Source organism: Rhizorhabdus sp. P4_G5 (assembly GCF_056401065.1).
The window spans coordinates 326259-341514 of sequence record NZ_JBFUKB010000002.1 but is presented as its reverse complement, the minus strand read 5'-3'; the positions used below and the strand labels follow the sequence as shown (position 1 = coordinate 341514).

The following is a 15256-nucleotide window of genomic DNA, read 5'->3' as shown; positions in this document are numbered from 1 at the left end:
ACTGGCAAGGGCGGGTCGATGAGCGACACCCTTTTCACCGCGATCGTGCTTGCCGGCCAGCGGCCGGGCAGGGATCCGCTCGCCGAGCATTTCGGACAATCCATCAAGGCGCTGGTCGACGTCGCCGGCCAACCGATGCTCGGGTGGGTGGGAGCGACGCTCGCCGCGCGGAACGACGTGAAGCGGATCGTGATCCTCGCGCAGAACAGTGCCGCACTGCTCGAACATCCGCAGACCCGGTGGCTGGACGACGAGCCGCGTGTGATGGCGCGCGACTGCGGGGATTCGATCGTCGAGGCGATCAGCGCGACATTGCGGGCGATGCCGGGCGGCTATCCCTTCCTGCTGACCACCGCGGATAATGTCCTACTGGACGACGCGATGATCGGCCAGTTCGTCGCGCGATCGCAGGGTGCCGACCTTGCGGTGGCGCTGGTCGAGCGGAACACGCTGGAGGCCGCTTATCCCGGCAATCGGCGCACCTGGCTGCCCTTTCGCGGGGGTGCCTATTCGGGCGCCAATCTGTTCTGGCTGGGCAGTCCCGCCGCGCTCGACGGGCTGGCCGCTTGGCGCCGGATCGAGCAGCAGCGCAAGAAGGCGCGGGCGGTGCTCGGCGCGTTCGGTCTGGGCCTGGCGCTGATGATCGCGGCTCGGCTACTGACGCTGCAACAGGCGATCGCGCGGGCAGGGCGGCGGCTCGGCCTTGCCGCACGCGCCGTCGTGCTGCCCTTTGCAGAGGCATGCATCGACGTCGACAAACCTTCCGATCATGCCATGGCCGAGGCGATCCTGCGGAAGCGCAACGCCGCCTGAGGTCAGAGCAGGTGGAGCTTCCGTGCTGTCTTGCCGAGCGCGCCCTTGTCCGCCAGCGAGAGCCCGAAGCGGCCCGACAGCCAGATCCCGCCAAGCAGCATCACCGCGCCCAGGCCGATGCGGATCAGGTGGTGGAAGGGCATGAGCAACTCGGACAGCAGGAAAATCGTCGTTCCGACGGCGGCTGCGACACAAGCGGCACGAGCGAAAGGCGGTGCGAACGGGTGCAGCCGATCATGCGACCATAGCTGGACCATCGGCGTCAGCACCGACACCGCGATGCCGGCCGAAACCGCTATCGCCATCCCATCCATCCCGCCCTGCGGCAACAGCATCGCTCCCAGCGACAGCGACACAATGAGACCCAGCGCACTGCCGACCAGCGGATGGTGGTAGCGGCTGATGACCGACTGGATCGCTGCGGCCTGGCCAGCCACAGCCTCGATCAGCCGGGTGAAGGTGAGCAGCGCCAGCGCCAGGTAGGCGGTTTGCGCGGCCCCCCCGAACAGCGCCAGCAACGCGCGGCCGCCGCCGGCGATCGTGCAGACCACGGGCGTGGCGACGACGATGGTCAGCCGCGTCGCGAAGCCGTATATCTCGGCGACGTGGCGCATGTCGTGGCGCACTGCCTCGGACGCCAGCGGCGCCATCACATAGGAGAAGGCCTGGCGGATCAGCTGTACGCCGCTCGCGATCTTGCGCGCGATAGCAAACAGGCCCGCGGCGCTGGCGCCGGCGGCGCCGGGGATCAGCAGGTTGAGGATCAGCGGCGGGGCGTCGGAAAACAATCGGTTGACGATATTGGAGGGGAGGACGGACAGGCCCGCGTAGAGCGTCTTGCGGGTCATGCCGGGGACGGGCGCGGTCTTGAGAACGAGATCGAGACGGTAGAAGCGCGCCAGCAGCCGGGTCGAAAAAATGCAGGTCATCGCCAAGGAGCAGATGTGCGCGATCAGCAGGCCGAGCGTGCCGGCGCCAAGCGCGGCGAGCACGACCGCCGCCGCCATGCGCATGATCTGCTCCCACATCACCCGCAGGCGAATTTCGGGGCCGAACGCCTTGCGCGCGCGCAGCGCCGAGGTGGCGATCTCGACATAAGCCCAGAAGGGCAGCGCCCAGGCGAACAGGGCGATGCCGGTGGCGAGCTGGTCGCGGTCCTTCGGGGCGACATTGACGACACCGGCAATCCAGTGCGCGCCGAGACTGGTTGCCAGCGCGATCAGGATGCACGGCAAGACGCCGAACAGCATCGCCTGCCGCAGCGCCATCGCGCGTTCGGCGTCATCGCTGGCCTGCGGTACCACCCGCTGGAGCGCGCTGGTCATGCCGAGATCCGCGAAATTCTCGACCAGATTCACCGCCGACCAGAGCACCATGTACAGGCCATAGGTGGGCAGTCCGAACAGCCAGACATAGAGCGGCTGGGAGATGATCTCGATGACGCCGCCGGCCCGCGCGAGCAGTGCCGTCCCCGCGCCCTTGGCAACCTGGCGTGCGCCGGGGGGGAGTTCGGTGGGAGCAGAGGCCATCCGCGTGCTTTAGATCATCCCCCCTTCCATTCAAGGGATCGGAAGAGGAAGGGAATCATGCGGATAAATCATCGCTTAGGCGTTGAGCCCCGCGCAGCTATTCGCTATCGCCGGTCGAACTAAGGCAGGGGGTTTCGAGTCATGGCCGAGTTCGCGCTTCCCAAAAACAGCAAGATCAAGAAGGGCAGGACCCTGAAGGCTTCGGGCGCCAAGGATCCGAAAGCCTTCAAGATCTATCGCTACGATCCCGACAGCGGCGAAAACCCGCGTTATGATACGTTCGAGGTCGACCTCGCCGAGTGCGGACCCATGGTTCTCGACGCGCTCATCAAGATCAAGAGCGAGCAGGATCCCACGCTCACCTTCCGACGGTCGTGCCGTGAGGGCATCTGCGGTTCATGCTCGATGAACATGGATGGCAGGAACGGCCTCGCCTGCACCACGGCGATCGAGGACTGCAAGGGCGAGGTTCGCATCACCCCGCTGCCGCATATGGATGTGATCAAGGACCTGGTTCCGGACTTCACCCATTTCTATGCGCAATACGCCTCGATCCAGCCCTGGCTGAAGACGGTGACGCCCGACCCGTCGGGCAAGGAGCGTCTCCAGTCGCCTGACGATCGCAACAAGCTCGATGGCCTGTACGAGTGCATCCTGTGCGCCTGCTGCTCGACCTCTTGCCCGAGCTATTGGTGGAACAGCGACAAATTCCTCGGACCGGCGATCCTGTTGCAGGCCTATCGCTGGCTCGCCGACAGTCGCGACGAGATGACCGGCGATCGTCTCGATGAACTCGAGGATCCGTTCCGCCTGTATCGCTGCCACACGATCATGAACTGCGCGAATGTCTGTCCAAAGGGCCTGAGCCCGGCCAAGGCGATCGCGGAGATCAAGAAGATGGTGGTCGAGCGCCAGCTCTGACCTTTCGTCCGGGAAAGACGATGGCGAGTTTCGGCGGGCTCATCCGCGGGCTGGATCGATGACCAGCGTCATCGCCCGCTATGAGGAGCTGCTGGCCTCGGGCGAGTTGCGGCCGGATCCCGACCAGCGCGTGACGGTCGAGCGTCTCGACCGCTTGGCCACCGCGCTTGCCGAGCAGCCGGTCAAGGGCAGCCTGCTGTGGCGAATGCTCGGCAAGGCGCCGGTGCCGCCGCGTGGCCTCTATATGTGGGGTGGGGTCGGCCGCGGCAAATCGATGCTGATGGACCTGTTCTACGATTGCGTGCGAATCGAAGCCAAGCGACGCGTGCATTTCCACGAGTTCATGCTGGAGGTTCACGATCGGCTCCGAGTCGAGCGTCTCAAGGAGAAGGGTGATCCGATCCCGCCGGTCGTCGAGGCGATCGCCGCGCAGGCCAAGGTGCTGGCGTTTGACGAGATGGTCGTGAACAACATGGCTGACGCTGCGATTCTGAGCCGCCTCTTCACCAGCCTGATACTGGACGCGGGCGTGACCATCGTCACCACGTCCAACCGTCCACCGCGCGATCTCTACAAGGATGGCCTGAACCGCGAGCTATTCCTGCCCTTCATCGACCTCATCGAAGCGAAGCTCGACGTGCTGTCGCTCAACGGCCCTACCGATTACAGGCTGGAGCGGCTTGGCGGCCATCCCGTCTGGTACACGCCGAACGGGCCGGCGGCCAGCGAGGCGCTGTCGCAGGCGTTCTTCCGGCTGACCGATTACCCGCCCGAGGATAAGGCGCATGTTCCCACGGCTGAACTCGCCGTCCCGGGCGGCCGCACCCTTCATGTCCCCAAGAGCCTGAAGGGGGTCGCGGTATTCTCGTTCAAGCGGCTCTGCGCAGAGGCGCGGGGCGCCGCCGATTATCTGGCGATCGCCCGCAACTACCACACCGTCATCATCGTCGGCATCCCGCTGCTCGGTCCCGAGAACCGCAATGAGGCATCCCGCTTCAAGGTGCTGATCGACGCATTTTACGAGCATAAGGTGAAGCTGCTGGCGAGTGCCGAGGCCGATCCGGCGAACCTCTATCCCGAAGGCGACGGCGCGTTCGAATTCGAGCGCACGGTTTCGCGCCTGATGGAGATGCAGAGCCTGGACTATCTCGCCACCGGACACGGCAGCGAGATGTGATGCAGGGCGGCGTGGAGCGGCTGAAGCTCCTCGACGGCTGGCGGGCGATAAGCATATTGGCAGTGTTGGCGGGGCATCTCCTGCCGCTCGGGCCGCACCGCTGGCAGGGCAACGACATGGTCGCCCGCTTCGGGATGAGCATCTTCTTCGTCCTGTCCGGATTTCTGATCGTGAGCATATTGTGGCGCGACCAGAATGTCGGCCGCTTCCTGGTCCGCCGGCTCGCGCGGATCGTGCCGCTCGCCTGGCTCGCGATCCTGATCGTCTTTTCGCTGGAAGGCGCGTCGGTGGCCGATTGGCTTGCGAATCTCTTCTTCTACGCGAACCTGCCGCCCCAGCATCTCGATCATGCGGGCCATTTCTGGAGCCTGGGCGTCGAGATGCAATTCTATCTCGGCATCGCCATCGTCGTTGCGGCGTTCGGGCAGCGTGGCCTGTGGCTCGTTCCACCCGCCGCGCTGGCGATAACGCTGCTGCGAATCTGGGCCGGGATGCCGACGACGATCGTCACGCTTTATCGCGTAGACGACATCCTGGCCGGCGGATGCCTTGCGCTGATCCATCTCGGCCCAGCGCGTTCTTTCCCCGCGAGGGCGCTTGCGAGGGTGCCGTTCTGGCCTCTGGGCGCGCTGGCGCTCGCCGCCTGTCATGCCGAGGCCGGAGTGCTGGCATATGCGCGTCCGTACCTCGCAGCCATGATGGTGGGAGCGCTGCTGTATCAGCCCGAGCATCGGATCCGGCCCGTGCTGGAGTCCCGCCCCATGGGCTATATCGCCCGGATTTCCTACGCGCTCTATGTGATCCATCCCTTCACGGTGCGTGGCTGGCTTGGGGAGGGCGACGCCGTGGTTCGCTATTGCAAGCGCCCGCTGGCGATCGCGCTCGCATTCGTTGCCGCGCATATTTCCACCTTTCGCTTCGAACGCGCCTTCATTCGATGGAGTCATCGAGGTGCGCAGCCAAGAAACGAAAAGGCATCCAGCAATGCGGCTTCACGCCGCCCTTAAAAAACTTCTGTGGGCACTGCAGCATAAGGTTGCCCCATGGGTTTGGCGAGGCTAAGCGGGCACCGCACCTTGGGGCGGCTGCATTGGAGCGGGCGTCCTCCCTGGCGATTTATATCGGAGGAGTCGAATGGCTCGTACTAAAATTGCGCTGATTGGCGCCGGCAACATCGGCGGCACTCTTGCCCATCTCGCGGCATCCAAGGAACTGGGCGACGTCGTACTGTTCGACGTGGTCGAAGGCATTCCGCAGGGCAAGGCGCTCGATCTATCGCAATGCGCGCCCGTCGAGGGCTTCGATGCCAAGCTCAAGGGCACGAATGACTATGCCGATATCGCCGGTGCCGATGTCATCATCGTCACGGCCGGCGTCGCGCGCAAGCCCGGCATGAGCCGCGATGATCTGCTCGGCATCAATCTGAAGGTCATGAAGGCGGTCGGCGAGGGCATCAAGGCCAACGCCCCCGACGCCTTCGTCATCTGCATCACCAACCCGCTTGATGCGATGGTGTGGGCGCTGCGTGAGTTTTCGGGCCTTCCGCACAACAAGGTGGTCGGCATGGCCGGCGTGCTGGACTCGTCGCGTTTCGCCGCGTTCCTCGCCGAAGAGTTCAATGTCTCTGTCCAGGATATCACCACCTTCGTGCTGGGCGGCCATGGCGATACGATGGTGCCGGTCGTCGAATATTCGACCGTCGCGGGCATTCCGATCCCCGACCTGATCAAGATGGGCTGGTCCACCCAGGAGCGGATCGACGCGATCGTCCAGCGCACCCGCAGCGGCGGCGGCGAGATCGTCGCCTTGCTCAAGACCGGTTCCGCCTTCTATGCGCCCGCCACTTCGGCCATCGCGATGGCGGAGAGCTATCTCAAGGACAAGAAGCGGGTTCTGCCCGCCGCGGTCTATCTGACCGGCCAATATGGCGTGGACAATCTCTATGTCGGCGTTCCGGTGATCATCGGCGCCAACGGTGTCGAGAAGGTCGTCGAGATCGAGCTTTCCGACGAAGCCAAGGCCAACCTCCAGGTCTCGGTCGACGCGGTCAAGGAATTGCTGGTCGCCTGCAAGGGCATCGACAGCTCGCTGGCCTAAGGCCGCCCACCCACTCAGCCTCCCCGGTTAAACAAGGTTCGACAGCCCTATGAGTATCCTCGTCAACAGGAACACCAAGGTCATTACCCAGGGTATGACCGGCAATACCGGCACTTTCCATACCGAGCAGGCGCTCGCTTATGGCACGAAGATGGTCGGCGGCGTTACGCCGGGCAAGGGTGGCACCACCCATATCGGCCTGCCGAACTTTGACACTGTCCACGAGGCGGTGGCCGCCACGGGAGCGGATGCCAGCGTGGTCTATGTTCCGCCGCCCTTCGCCGCGGACTCGATCCTTGAAGCGATCGATGCCGAAGTGCCGCTGATCGTCTGCATCACCGAAGGCATTCCCGTCATCGACATGATCCGCGTCAAGCGCGCGCTTCAAGGCTCCAAGTCGCGGCTGATCGGGCCGAACTGCCCCGGCGTGCTGACTCCGGACGAGTGCAAGATCGGCATCATGCCGGGTTCGATCTTCAAGCAGGGTAGCGTCGGGGTTGTCTCGCGGTCGGGCACGCTTACCTATGAGGCGGTCTTCCAGACCACCGCGATCGGCCTCGGCCAGACCACCGCTGTCGGTATCGGCGGCGATCCGGTCAACGGCACGAACTTCATCGACGTGCTCGAACTGTTCCTCGCGGACGATGCCACCAAGTCGATCATCATGATCGGCGAGATCGGCGGCTCGGCCGAAGAAGAAGCCGCGCAGTTCCTGCGCGACGAGGCCAAGCGCGGCCGCTCGAAGCCGATGGCCGGCTTCATCGCGGGCCGTACGGCGCCTCCGGGCCGTCGCATGGGCCATGCCGGGGCGATCGTCTCGGGCGGTCAGGGCGGCGCCGAAGACAAGATTGCGGCAATGGAAGCCGCAGGCATCAAGGTGGCGGCGAGCCCTTCGGAGCTCGGCACCACATTGGCGGAAGTGCTTAAAGGGTAAGAGGTGAGCCCGTCAGCAAGCGGGCCACCACGAACTAGTTTTTATCAACCGCAATTGCTGCGCTTCGGGCCTTAGTCCCGGGGTGGGTGCATCAAGGATGGTGTGATGGGTATCGAAGGCGTCGGATTCGACGGGCCGGAGGGAGTCAGTGCTTCCTTCGTGGAATCGCTTTATCGTCAATATCGTACGGATAGGTCGAGCCTAGATCAGGGCTGGCAGGATTATTTTGCCGGTGTTGAATCGGTCGTCTCGGGCCCCAGTTGGGCCCGGGCGGATTGGCCACCCTCCGCCACCGACGGGCTGACCGCCGCCCTCGATCCGATGCAGATGGCCGCGCCGCCAAAGCCTGCCAAGCCAGCGGTCGCGCCGGCAGCCGCGCCTGCCGCTGCTGCGACGAGCCAGGCGGAGATCGAACAGCGGGCGCTGGATTCGATCCGGGCGATCATGATGATCCGCACCTACCGGGTGCGCGGCCATCTTCTCGCCAACCTCGATCCGCTGGGGCTGTCCAAGCGCGACGAGCCCGCGGACCTCACTCCGGAATGGCACGGCTTCAAGGAAAGCGACATGGACCGCGAGGTCTATGTCGGCGGCTTCTTGGGCGTCGAACGCGCCACGCCGCGGGAGATCCTGGGCATCCTGCGCCGCAACTACTGCGGCAATGTCGGCCTCGAATATATGCACATCGGCGATGTCGAGGAACGACGCTTCCTCCAGGCGCGGATGGAAGGCAAGGATGCCGAGATATCCTTCACGCCAGAGGGCAAGCTGGCGATCCTCAACAAGGTGATCGAAGCGGAGCAGTGGGAGAAGTTCCTCGGCCGCAAATATGTCGGCACCAAGCGCTTTGGCCTCGACGGCGGTGAATCCATGATCCCCGCGCTTGAAGCGGTGATCAAATATGCCGGTGCCTATGGTGTTCACGAGGTGGTGATCGGCATGGCCCATCGCGGTCGCCTCAACATCCTGTCGAACGTCATGGCGAAGCCCTATCGCGCGATCTTCAACGAGTTCGCGGGTGGGTCATCCAATCCGGAAGATGTTGGGGGCTCGGGTGACGTAAAATATCATCTCGGCACCTCGACCGACCGGGAGTTCGACGGCAACGTCGTCCACCTCAGCCTTGCGCCGAACCCGTCGCATCTCGAAGCGGTCAATCCGGTCGTACTGGGCAAGGCGCGCGCCAAGCAGACCAAGCTCGACGATCTGGAGCGCGAGCAGGTGCTGCCGATCCTGCTGCACGGCGACGCCGCCTTCGCCGGCCAGGGCATCATCATGGAGTGCTTCGGCTTCTCCGGTCTGCGCGGCTATCATACCGGTGGCACGATCCACTTCGTGATCAACAACCAGGTCGGCTTCACGACCTCGCCGCAGTTCGCGCGCTCGTCGCCCTATCCGTCGGACATCGCCAAGATGGTGCAGGCGCCGATCCTGCATGTGAACGGCGATGATCCCGAGGCCGTGACCTTCGCATGCAAGGTGGCCACGGAGTTCCGCCACACCTTCAAGCGCGATGTCGTGATCGACATGTGGTGCTATCGCCGCTTCGGCCACAATGAAGGCGATGAGCCGGGCTTCACCCAGCCGCTCATGTATGATGCGATCCGCCAACATCCGCCGATCAGCGCGGTCTATAACGCACGACTGATCCAGGAAGGCGTGATCGAGGCCGATTATACCGCCAAGAAGGAAGCCGCATTCGTCGAATATCTCGAAGGGGAATTCGCGGCGGCAAAAAGCTACAAGGTCAACAAGGCCGACTGGTTCGAGGGCGACTGGACCGGATTTGCATCGCCGCGCGAGGCGATCACCGAGCGTCGCGCCGCTCAAACCGGGATCACGGCTGACATGGTGGCGGACATCGGCCGGCACCTCACCACCGTCCCCGAAGGGCTGAAGATCCACAAGACGCTCGGGCGCATCCTCGATGCGAAGAAGGAGATGTTCGCGACCGGCGCCGGTTTCGACTGGGCGACCGGCGAGGCCCTCGCCTTCGGCTCGCTGCTCAAGGACGACTATGCCGTTCGCCTGTCGGGTCAGGACTCAGGACGCGGCACGTTCAGCCAGCGGCATGCGGTTTGGGTCGATCAGACCGATGGTCACAAATATATCCCGCTTTCCGCCATGGACCGGCGCTTCCAGGTGCTCGACAGTCCGCTGTCCGAATTCGGCGTGCTCGGCTTCGAATATGGCTATGCCTCCGCGGCACCGAACACGCTGGTGATGTGGGAAGCGCAGTTCGGCGATTTCGCCAACGGCGCGCAGGTGATCGTCGATCAGTTCATCTCGTCGGGCGAAGCCAAGTGGCTGCGCGTGAACGGGCTCGTGATGCTGCTGCCGCACGGATATGAGGGGCAGGGGCCGGAACATAGCTCTGCGCGCCTGGAGCGCTATCTGCAGCTGTGCGCCGAAGACAATATGCAGGTGGCGAACTGCACCACGCCGGCCAATTACTTCCACATCCTGCGCCGGCAGATGGTGCGCAAGTTCCGTAAGCCGCTGATCATAATGACCCCGAAGTCGCTGCTCCGCCACAAGGCGGCCGTGTCGACAATCGAGGACTTCACCGGTGAGAGCCGGTTCCAGCGGGTGTTGCGCGATCCGGGAGCGCCGGCGGACAAGGACGTGCGCCGTGTCGTGCTGGTGTCGGGCAAGCTGTTCTACGAGCTTGCCGAGGCGCGCGATGCCGCTGGCGACGCCAACACGCTGATTTTGCGGGTGGAGCAGCTCTACCCATTCCCGGCCGACGCCCTGATTGCGGCATTCAGTCGGATGCCGAATATCGAGACGGTGGTCTGGGCTCAGGAGGAGCCCAAAAATCAGGGAAGCTGGTCGTTCGCCGAGCCTTATGTCGAAAAGGTGCTGACCGAAGTCGGCGGCAAGGTGACACGTGCCGTCTATGCCGGCCGTAAGGCAGCGGCAGCGACCGCAACCGGCCTCGCTCGTAATCATGCCGTGCAGCAGGCGATGTTGATCGCCGAGGCGCTCGGCCACGAATTAAAGGGTAAGTAAGATGGCTACCGATGTGGTGGTACCGACGCTCGGCGAATCGATCACCGAGGCAACCCTCGGCCAGTGGCTCAAGAAGCCGGGTGACGCGGTCAAGGTCGACGAGCCGATCGCCAGTCTCGAAACCGACAAGGTCGCGGTCGAAGTGCCGTCGCCGGTCGCCGGGGTGATCGGCGAACTGGTTGTCGACGAAGGCGATACGGTGAATGTCGGCGCGGTCATCGCGCGGATCGAGGCTGGCGCTACTGCGGCGACCGCGGCGACCCCCGCGGTCGAGGATCGCACCGCCGTCGGCAAGGCCGAGGCCGCCGCGCCGCACGAGCCCGCCGCGGCGCCGGTGGACACCGAATCGGGCGATCCGGTCACCCTGTCCCCATCGGTGCGCCGCGCCGTGCTCGAGCATGGCGTGGACCCGAGCAAGATCAGGGGCACCGGCAAGGATGGCCGGCTGACCAAGGACGACGTCATCGCCGCCGCCCGGAACGCCCCCAAGCCCGCCGTGCCTGCGGCTGCGCCGTCGGCGCCGGCTCCTGCCGCGGCGAATGGCCGCAAGGAAGAGCGGGTTCGCATGACCCGGCTGCGCCAGACGGTCGCCAGCCGCCTCAAGGAGGCGCAGAACACAGCGGCGATGCTCACCACCTTCAACGACGTCGACATGACGGCGGTGATCGAGGCACGTAACAAATACAAGGACCTGTTCGAAAAGAAGCACGGCGTACGCCTGGGCTTCATGGGCTTCTTCGTGAAGGCGGCCTGCATGGCGCTGCGCGACGTGCCTGCGGTCAACGGCTCGATCGAGGGCGATGAGATCGTCTATCGCGATTATGTCGACGTGTCGGTTGCGGTGTCGGCGCCAAACGGGCTGGTGGTTCCGGTGATCCGCGATGCGCAGACGCTGTCGGTCGCCGATATCGAGAAGACGATCGGCGATTTCGGCGCGCGCGCCAAGGCCGGGACGCTCAAGCTGGAAGAGATGAAGGGCGGTACCTTCACCATCTCGAACGGCGGCGTGTTCGGATCGCTGATGTCGACCCCGATCATCAACCCGCCCCAGTCGGGCGTTCTCGGCCTGCATCGCATCGAGGATCGTCCGGTGGTGCGTGATGGCCAGATCGTCGCGCGGCCGATGATGTATCTGGCGCTGAGCTATGACCACCGCCTGATCGACGGTCGCGAGGCAGTGACCTTCCTGGTCGCGCTCAAGAACGCGATCGAGGATCCGACGCGGCTGTTGATCGACCTGTAGAAGTCTGCGCCGCCCCTGCCCGAGCCGGGATCTCTGGAGGCGAGAGAGCGATCCATCGCCTCGGATCCCGGCGCTGCCGGGATGACGGAATGAGGAAGTGACCAATGTCCGACTATGATTTCGATGTGATCGTCATCGGCGCGGGGCCGGGCGGCTATGTCGCCGCGATCCGCGCCGCGCAGCTTGGCCTCCGGACGGCTTGCGCCGAAAGCCGCGACACCCTGGGCGGAACCTGCCTCAATGTCGGCTGCATTCCGTCGAAGGCGATGCTCCACGCCTCGGAGCTCTATGACGAGGCCGCGAGCGGCAAGCTTGCCAAGCTCGGGATCAAGACGACCGTCGAGCTCGACCTGGAGATGATGCACGGCCAGCGCCGCGATGCGGTCAAGGGCCTGACCGCCGGGATCGAATATCTGTTCAAGAAGAACAAGGTCGAGTGGCTGAAGGGGCTGGCCTCCTTCACCGGCAAGGACAGCATAGATGTCGCCGGCAAACATTATCGCGCGAAGAACATCGTCATCGCCACCGGGTCGAGCGTCACGCCGCTTCCTGGCGTCGAGATCGACGAGAAGACGGTCGTCTCCTCGACCGGCGCGCTGGAGCTGTCCAAGGTTCCGAACCATCTCGTCGTGATCGGCGGCGGCGTCATCGGGCTGGAGCTCGGATCGGTCTGGAAGCGGCTCGGGGCGAAAGTGACAGTCGTCGAGTTCCTGGACCAGTTGCTGCCCGGCATGGACGAGGAGGTCCGTAAGGAATCCGCAAAGCTGTTCAAGAAACAGGGGATGGCTTTGAAGCTGTCGACCAAGGTGACCAGCGTCGCAGTCGAAGGCGGCAAGGCGATCGTCACGGTGGAGCCTGCTGCCGGCGGCGCGTCGGAGACGATCGAGGCGGATGCGGTGCTTGTGTCGATAGGCCGGCGGCCGAACACGGAGGGCCTCGCCCTCGAGCGCGCAGGGCTCATCACGAACAAGCGCGGCCAGATCGAAATCCACCACGACTTCGCCACCGCGGTCCCTGGCATCTGGGCGATCGGCGATGTGGTGCCCGGCCCGATGCTCGCCCACAAGGCCGAGGACGAGGGCATTGCTGTCGCGGAAAACATCGCCGGTCTGACCGGGATCGTAAACCACGATGTCATCCCTGGCGTGGTCTATACCATGCCCGAGATCGCCGGCGTCGGCCTGACCGAGGAGCAGGCCAGGGAGCGCGGCGAGATCAAGGTCGGCAAATTCCCGATGATGGCCAACTCGCGGGCCAAGACCAATCATGAGCCAGACGGCTTCGTGAAGGTGATCGCCGATGCGAAGAGCGACCGGGTGCTCGGCGTCCACATCATCGCTTCGCTGGCAGGAACCATGATCGCCCAGGCCGCGCAGGCCATGGAGTTCGGCGCGACCAGCGAAGACATCGCCTACACCTGCCACGCGCACCCGACCCATTCGGAAGCGATCAAGGAAGCGGCGATGGCGGTGACGGGAAAACCCATCCATATCTGATGCTTTGACGCTGGCTGAACCGGCGCCGGAACGATAGCTTTCTCCTGGTCGAGCCTGGCCGGGGGAGTTGTGGTTTTGCCGCTGAAGTCATTGCGATGGTCGTCGATCGCCGCCCTGTTGCTGCTGTTGCTGACGGCGAAGATCCACGCTGCGAGCGCACCGCCCGTTTCGCTATACGGAAACTTGCCGGGACTGGAGATGGCGGCCATCTCGCCCACCGGAAGCTATATAGCTCTGGTCGGCGTCGTCGAAGGGCGGCGGCGGGTGATCGTCTTGGACAAGGATCAGCGGGTAATCCAAGCGGTGCCGCTGGACGATCAGAAGGTGCGCTGGATCGACTGGGCCGGTGACGGCAAGCTCCTCATCAAGCTGAGCAGCACTGTCGCATTGGGGCAGGAGTTCACCTCGTCGAAAGCCGAACTGTCCTCGGTGATCGTGATGCCGGTTCCTGGTGGAACGCCTTTCGCCGTTTTCGAGCGTAGCCAGACCATCACCGGCGGCGTCTTCGGGTATTTCGGCACGGTCGAAAAGGACGGCCACCGGTACGGGTATTTCGGCGGTCTCGACACCAAGAACGGCGTACCGTCCGGCAAGATAAGGCCCGATCTCTATCAGGTCGACCTCGACACAGGAAAGGCACGGTCGATCGCGCAACGCAGCACGCAAGACACCGACCGGGAGTGGCTGGTCGATGCACATGGTGACGTCGCGGCGAGCCTCGACTTTTCGCCGCTGAAGGGGAACTGGCTGATCCGGAACGGCAAGGGCGCCACGATCGCGAGTGGCCGCGCACGGCAGGGAGGAATCGGCCTGCTAAGCCTTGGGCGCGCTCCGGATACGCTCATTTACAGCGAGAGCGACGAAGTCACCGGCATTGATCGGTGGATGGAGGTTTCCCTCAAGGGCGGTGCTCCGGTCGAGATCCTGTCGGGCGAAAGCATCTTTGCGCCCTATTTCGACGGCCGAACGCGCCTGTTGATCGGTCATGCGCGCGAGGGCGACGTGCCGGAAGCTTATTTCTACGATGCCGAGCGGCAAAAGGCGGTGCAGAGGATCGGTCGTGCGTTTCCGGGGCGTCAGGTCCAGCTCGTAGACTGGAACGACGATTTCGATCGGTTGATCATACGCACGGACGGAAGCGGCGATCCGCAGACATGGTGGATCGTCGACATCAAAGGGCGCAGCGCCAAGGAATTGGGAACCGCGTATCCGTTGGCCGAATCTGCGGTCGGATTGGTTCGAATGGTCCGCTACAAGGCCTCGGACGGGCTGGACCTCAATGCTGTTCTGTCGCTTCCTCCAGGACGCAAGCCCACCAACCTTCCGGTGATAGTGCTGCCGCATGGCGGCCCCACTGCGCGCGACTATCCAATATTCGACTGGTGGGCGCAGGCGTTTGCGTCGCGCGGATATGCTGTGGTTCAGCCCAACTTTCGTGGTTCGTCCGGATATGGCGCGGAATTCAGGATGGCCGGCAATGGCGAGTGGGGGCGCAAGATGCAGACCGACATGTCGGACGGTCTGGCAGAGCTCGCCCGACAGGGCATCGTCGATCCGAAGCGAGCCTGCATCATGGGCGCAAGCTATGGCGGATATGCGGCGCTTGCCGGGGTTACGCTTCAGCATGGGCTCTATCGCTGCGCCGTGTCGGTGTCGGGGATCAGCGACGTGAGCAGATTCTATCAGACGGAGATGTCCGAAAGCGGCAACGACCGCACGCTGATGCGATCACTTAAGGCGGAGATCGGATCGGGCCGCGACCTGCAGGACATCTCGCCTATTCGCTATGCGGCCGCCGCGGATGCGCCGATCCTGCTGGTCCATGGCAAGGACGACACGGTGGTACTGTACCAGCAGAGCACCAGCATGGCAGACGCGCTGAGGCGGGCGAAGAAACCGGTGGAGTTGGTGACGCTTCCCGCCGAAGATCATTGGATGTCACGTAGCGTGACCCGTCGGACGATGCTGCAGGCCGCACTCGACTTCGTCCAGAAGTATAATCCGGCTGACCCTGGCCCCTGAGCCTCGGATATC

At 64.2% G+C, this 15256-nt stretch carries 11 protein-coding genes; 10 read left to right on the top strand and 1 reads right to left on the bottom strand.

The window, feature by feature from the left end; translation table 11 throughout:
* The first annotated feature begins 18 nt into the window (after positions 1 to 18).
* On the top strand, positions 19 to 813 hold the full coding sequence (locus tag AC1DQK_RS03920) for an NTP transferase domain-containing protein (protein WP_477867601.1): 795 nt from the start codon (positions 19 to 21) through the stop codon (positions 811 to 813).
* 2 nt (positions 814 to 815) lie between these two features.
* Here the strand turns inward: AC1DQK_RS03920 and AC1DQK_RS03915 are convergent, their stop codons facing one another.
* Complete coding sequence (locus tag AC1DQK_RS03915) at positions 816 to 2342, bottom strand: lipopolysaccharide biosynthesis protein (protein WP_477867599.1); 1527 nt, start codon at positions 2340 to 2342, stop codon at positions 816 to 818.
* Between the two features lie 141 nt (positions 2343 to 2483).
* Here AC1DQK_RS03915 and AC1DQK_RS03910 point away from each other — a divergent pair, with 141 nt between their 5' ends.
* The 9 genes from AC1DQK_RS03910 to AC1DQK_RS03870 all read left to right on the top strand — a co-directional run bounded on the left by AC1DQK_RS03910 (position 2484) and on the right by AC1DQK_RS03870 (position 15244).
* Positions 2484 to 3263, top strand: coding sequence for a succinate dehydrogenase iron-sulfur subunit (locus tag AC1DQK_RS03910; protein ID WP_477867597.1), 780 nt, complete (start codon positions 2484 to 2486; stop codon positions 3261 to 3263).
* Between the two features lie 58 nt (positions 3264 to 3321).
* Positions 3322 to 4440, top strand: coding sequence for a cell division protein ZapE (gene zapE / locus AC1DQK_RS03905; RefSeq protein ID WP_477867595.1), 1119 nt, complete (start codon positions 3322 to 3324; stop codon positions 4438 to 4440).
* The gene (locus AC1DQK_RS03900; RefSeq protein ID WP_477867593.1) at positions 4440 to 5447 is read left to right on the top strand and encodes an acyltransferase family protein; all 1008 of its coding nucleotides are present in this window, start codon (positions 4440 to 4442) and stop codon (positions 5445 to 5447) included. The genes zapE and AC1DQK_RS03900 overlap by 1 nt, the downstream gene beginning before the upstream one ends.
* 127 nt (positions 5448 to 5574) lie before the next feature.
* Positions 5575 to 6537 carry a malate dehydrogenase gene (mdh, locus tag AC1DQK_RS03895; protein WP_477867591.1) on the top strand — a complete coding sequence of 321 codons (963 nt, stop codon included), beginning with the start codon at positions 5575 to 5577 and terminating at the stop codon, positions 6535 to 6537.
* Between the two features lie 49 nt (positions 6538 to 6586).
* The gene (gene sucD / locus AC1DQK_RS03890) at positions 6587 to 7471 is read left to right on the top strand and encodes a succinate--CoA ligase subunit alpha (RefSeq protein ID WP_477867589.1); all 885 of its coding nucleotides are present in this window, start codon (positions 6587 to 6589) and stop codon (positions 7469 to 7471) included.
* Between the two features lie 105 nt (positions 7472 to 7576).
* Positions 7577 to 10483 carry a 2-oxoglutarate dehydrogenase E1 component gene (locus AC1DQK_RS03885; protein WP_477867587.1) on the top strand — a complete coding sequence of 969 codons (2907 nt, stop codon included), beginning with the start codon at positions 7577 to 7579 and terminating at the stop codon, positions 10481 to 10483.
* A 1-nt stretch (position 10484) separates the two neighbouring features.
* The gene (gene odhB, locus AC1DQK_RS03880; protein WP_477867586.1) at positions 10485 to 11726 is read left to right on the top strand and encodes a 2-oxoglutarate dehydrogenase complex dihydrolipoyllysine-residue succinyltransferase; all 1242 of its coding nucleotides are present in this window, start codon (positions 10485 to 10487) and stop codon (positions 11724 to 11726) included.
* 104 nt (positions 11727 to 11830) lie between these two features.
* Positions 11831 to 13222: a dihydrolipoyl dehydrogenase gene (gene lpdA / locus AC1DQK_RS03875; protein WP_477867584.1), complete on the top strand. Its 1392-nt coding sequence runs from the start codon at positions 11831 to 11833 to the stop codon at positions 13220 to 13222.
* 75 nt (positions 13223 to 13297) lie between these two features.
* A complete protein-coding gene (locus AC1DQK_RS03870) occupies positions 13298 to 15244 on the top strand; it encodes a S9 family peptidase (RefSeq protein WP_477867582.1) in 1947 nt (648 codons plus the stop codon).
* Positions 15245 to 15256 lie beyond the last annotated feature (12 nt).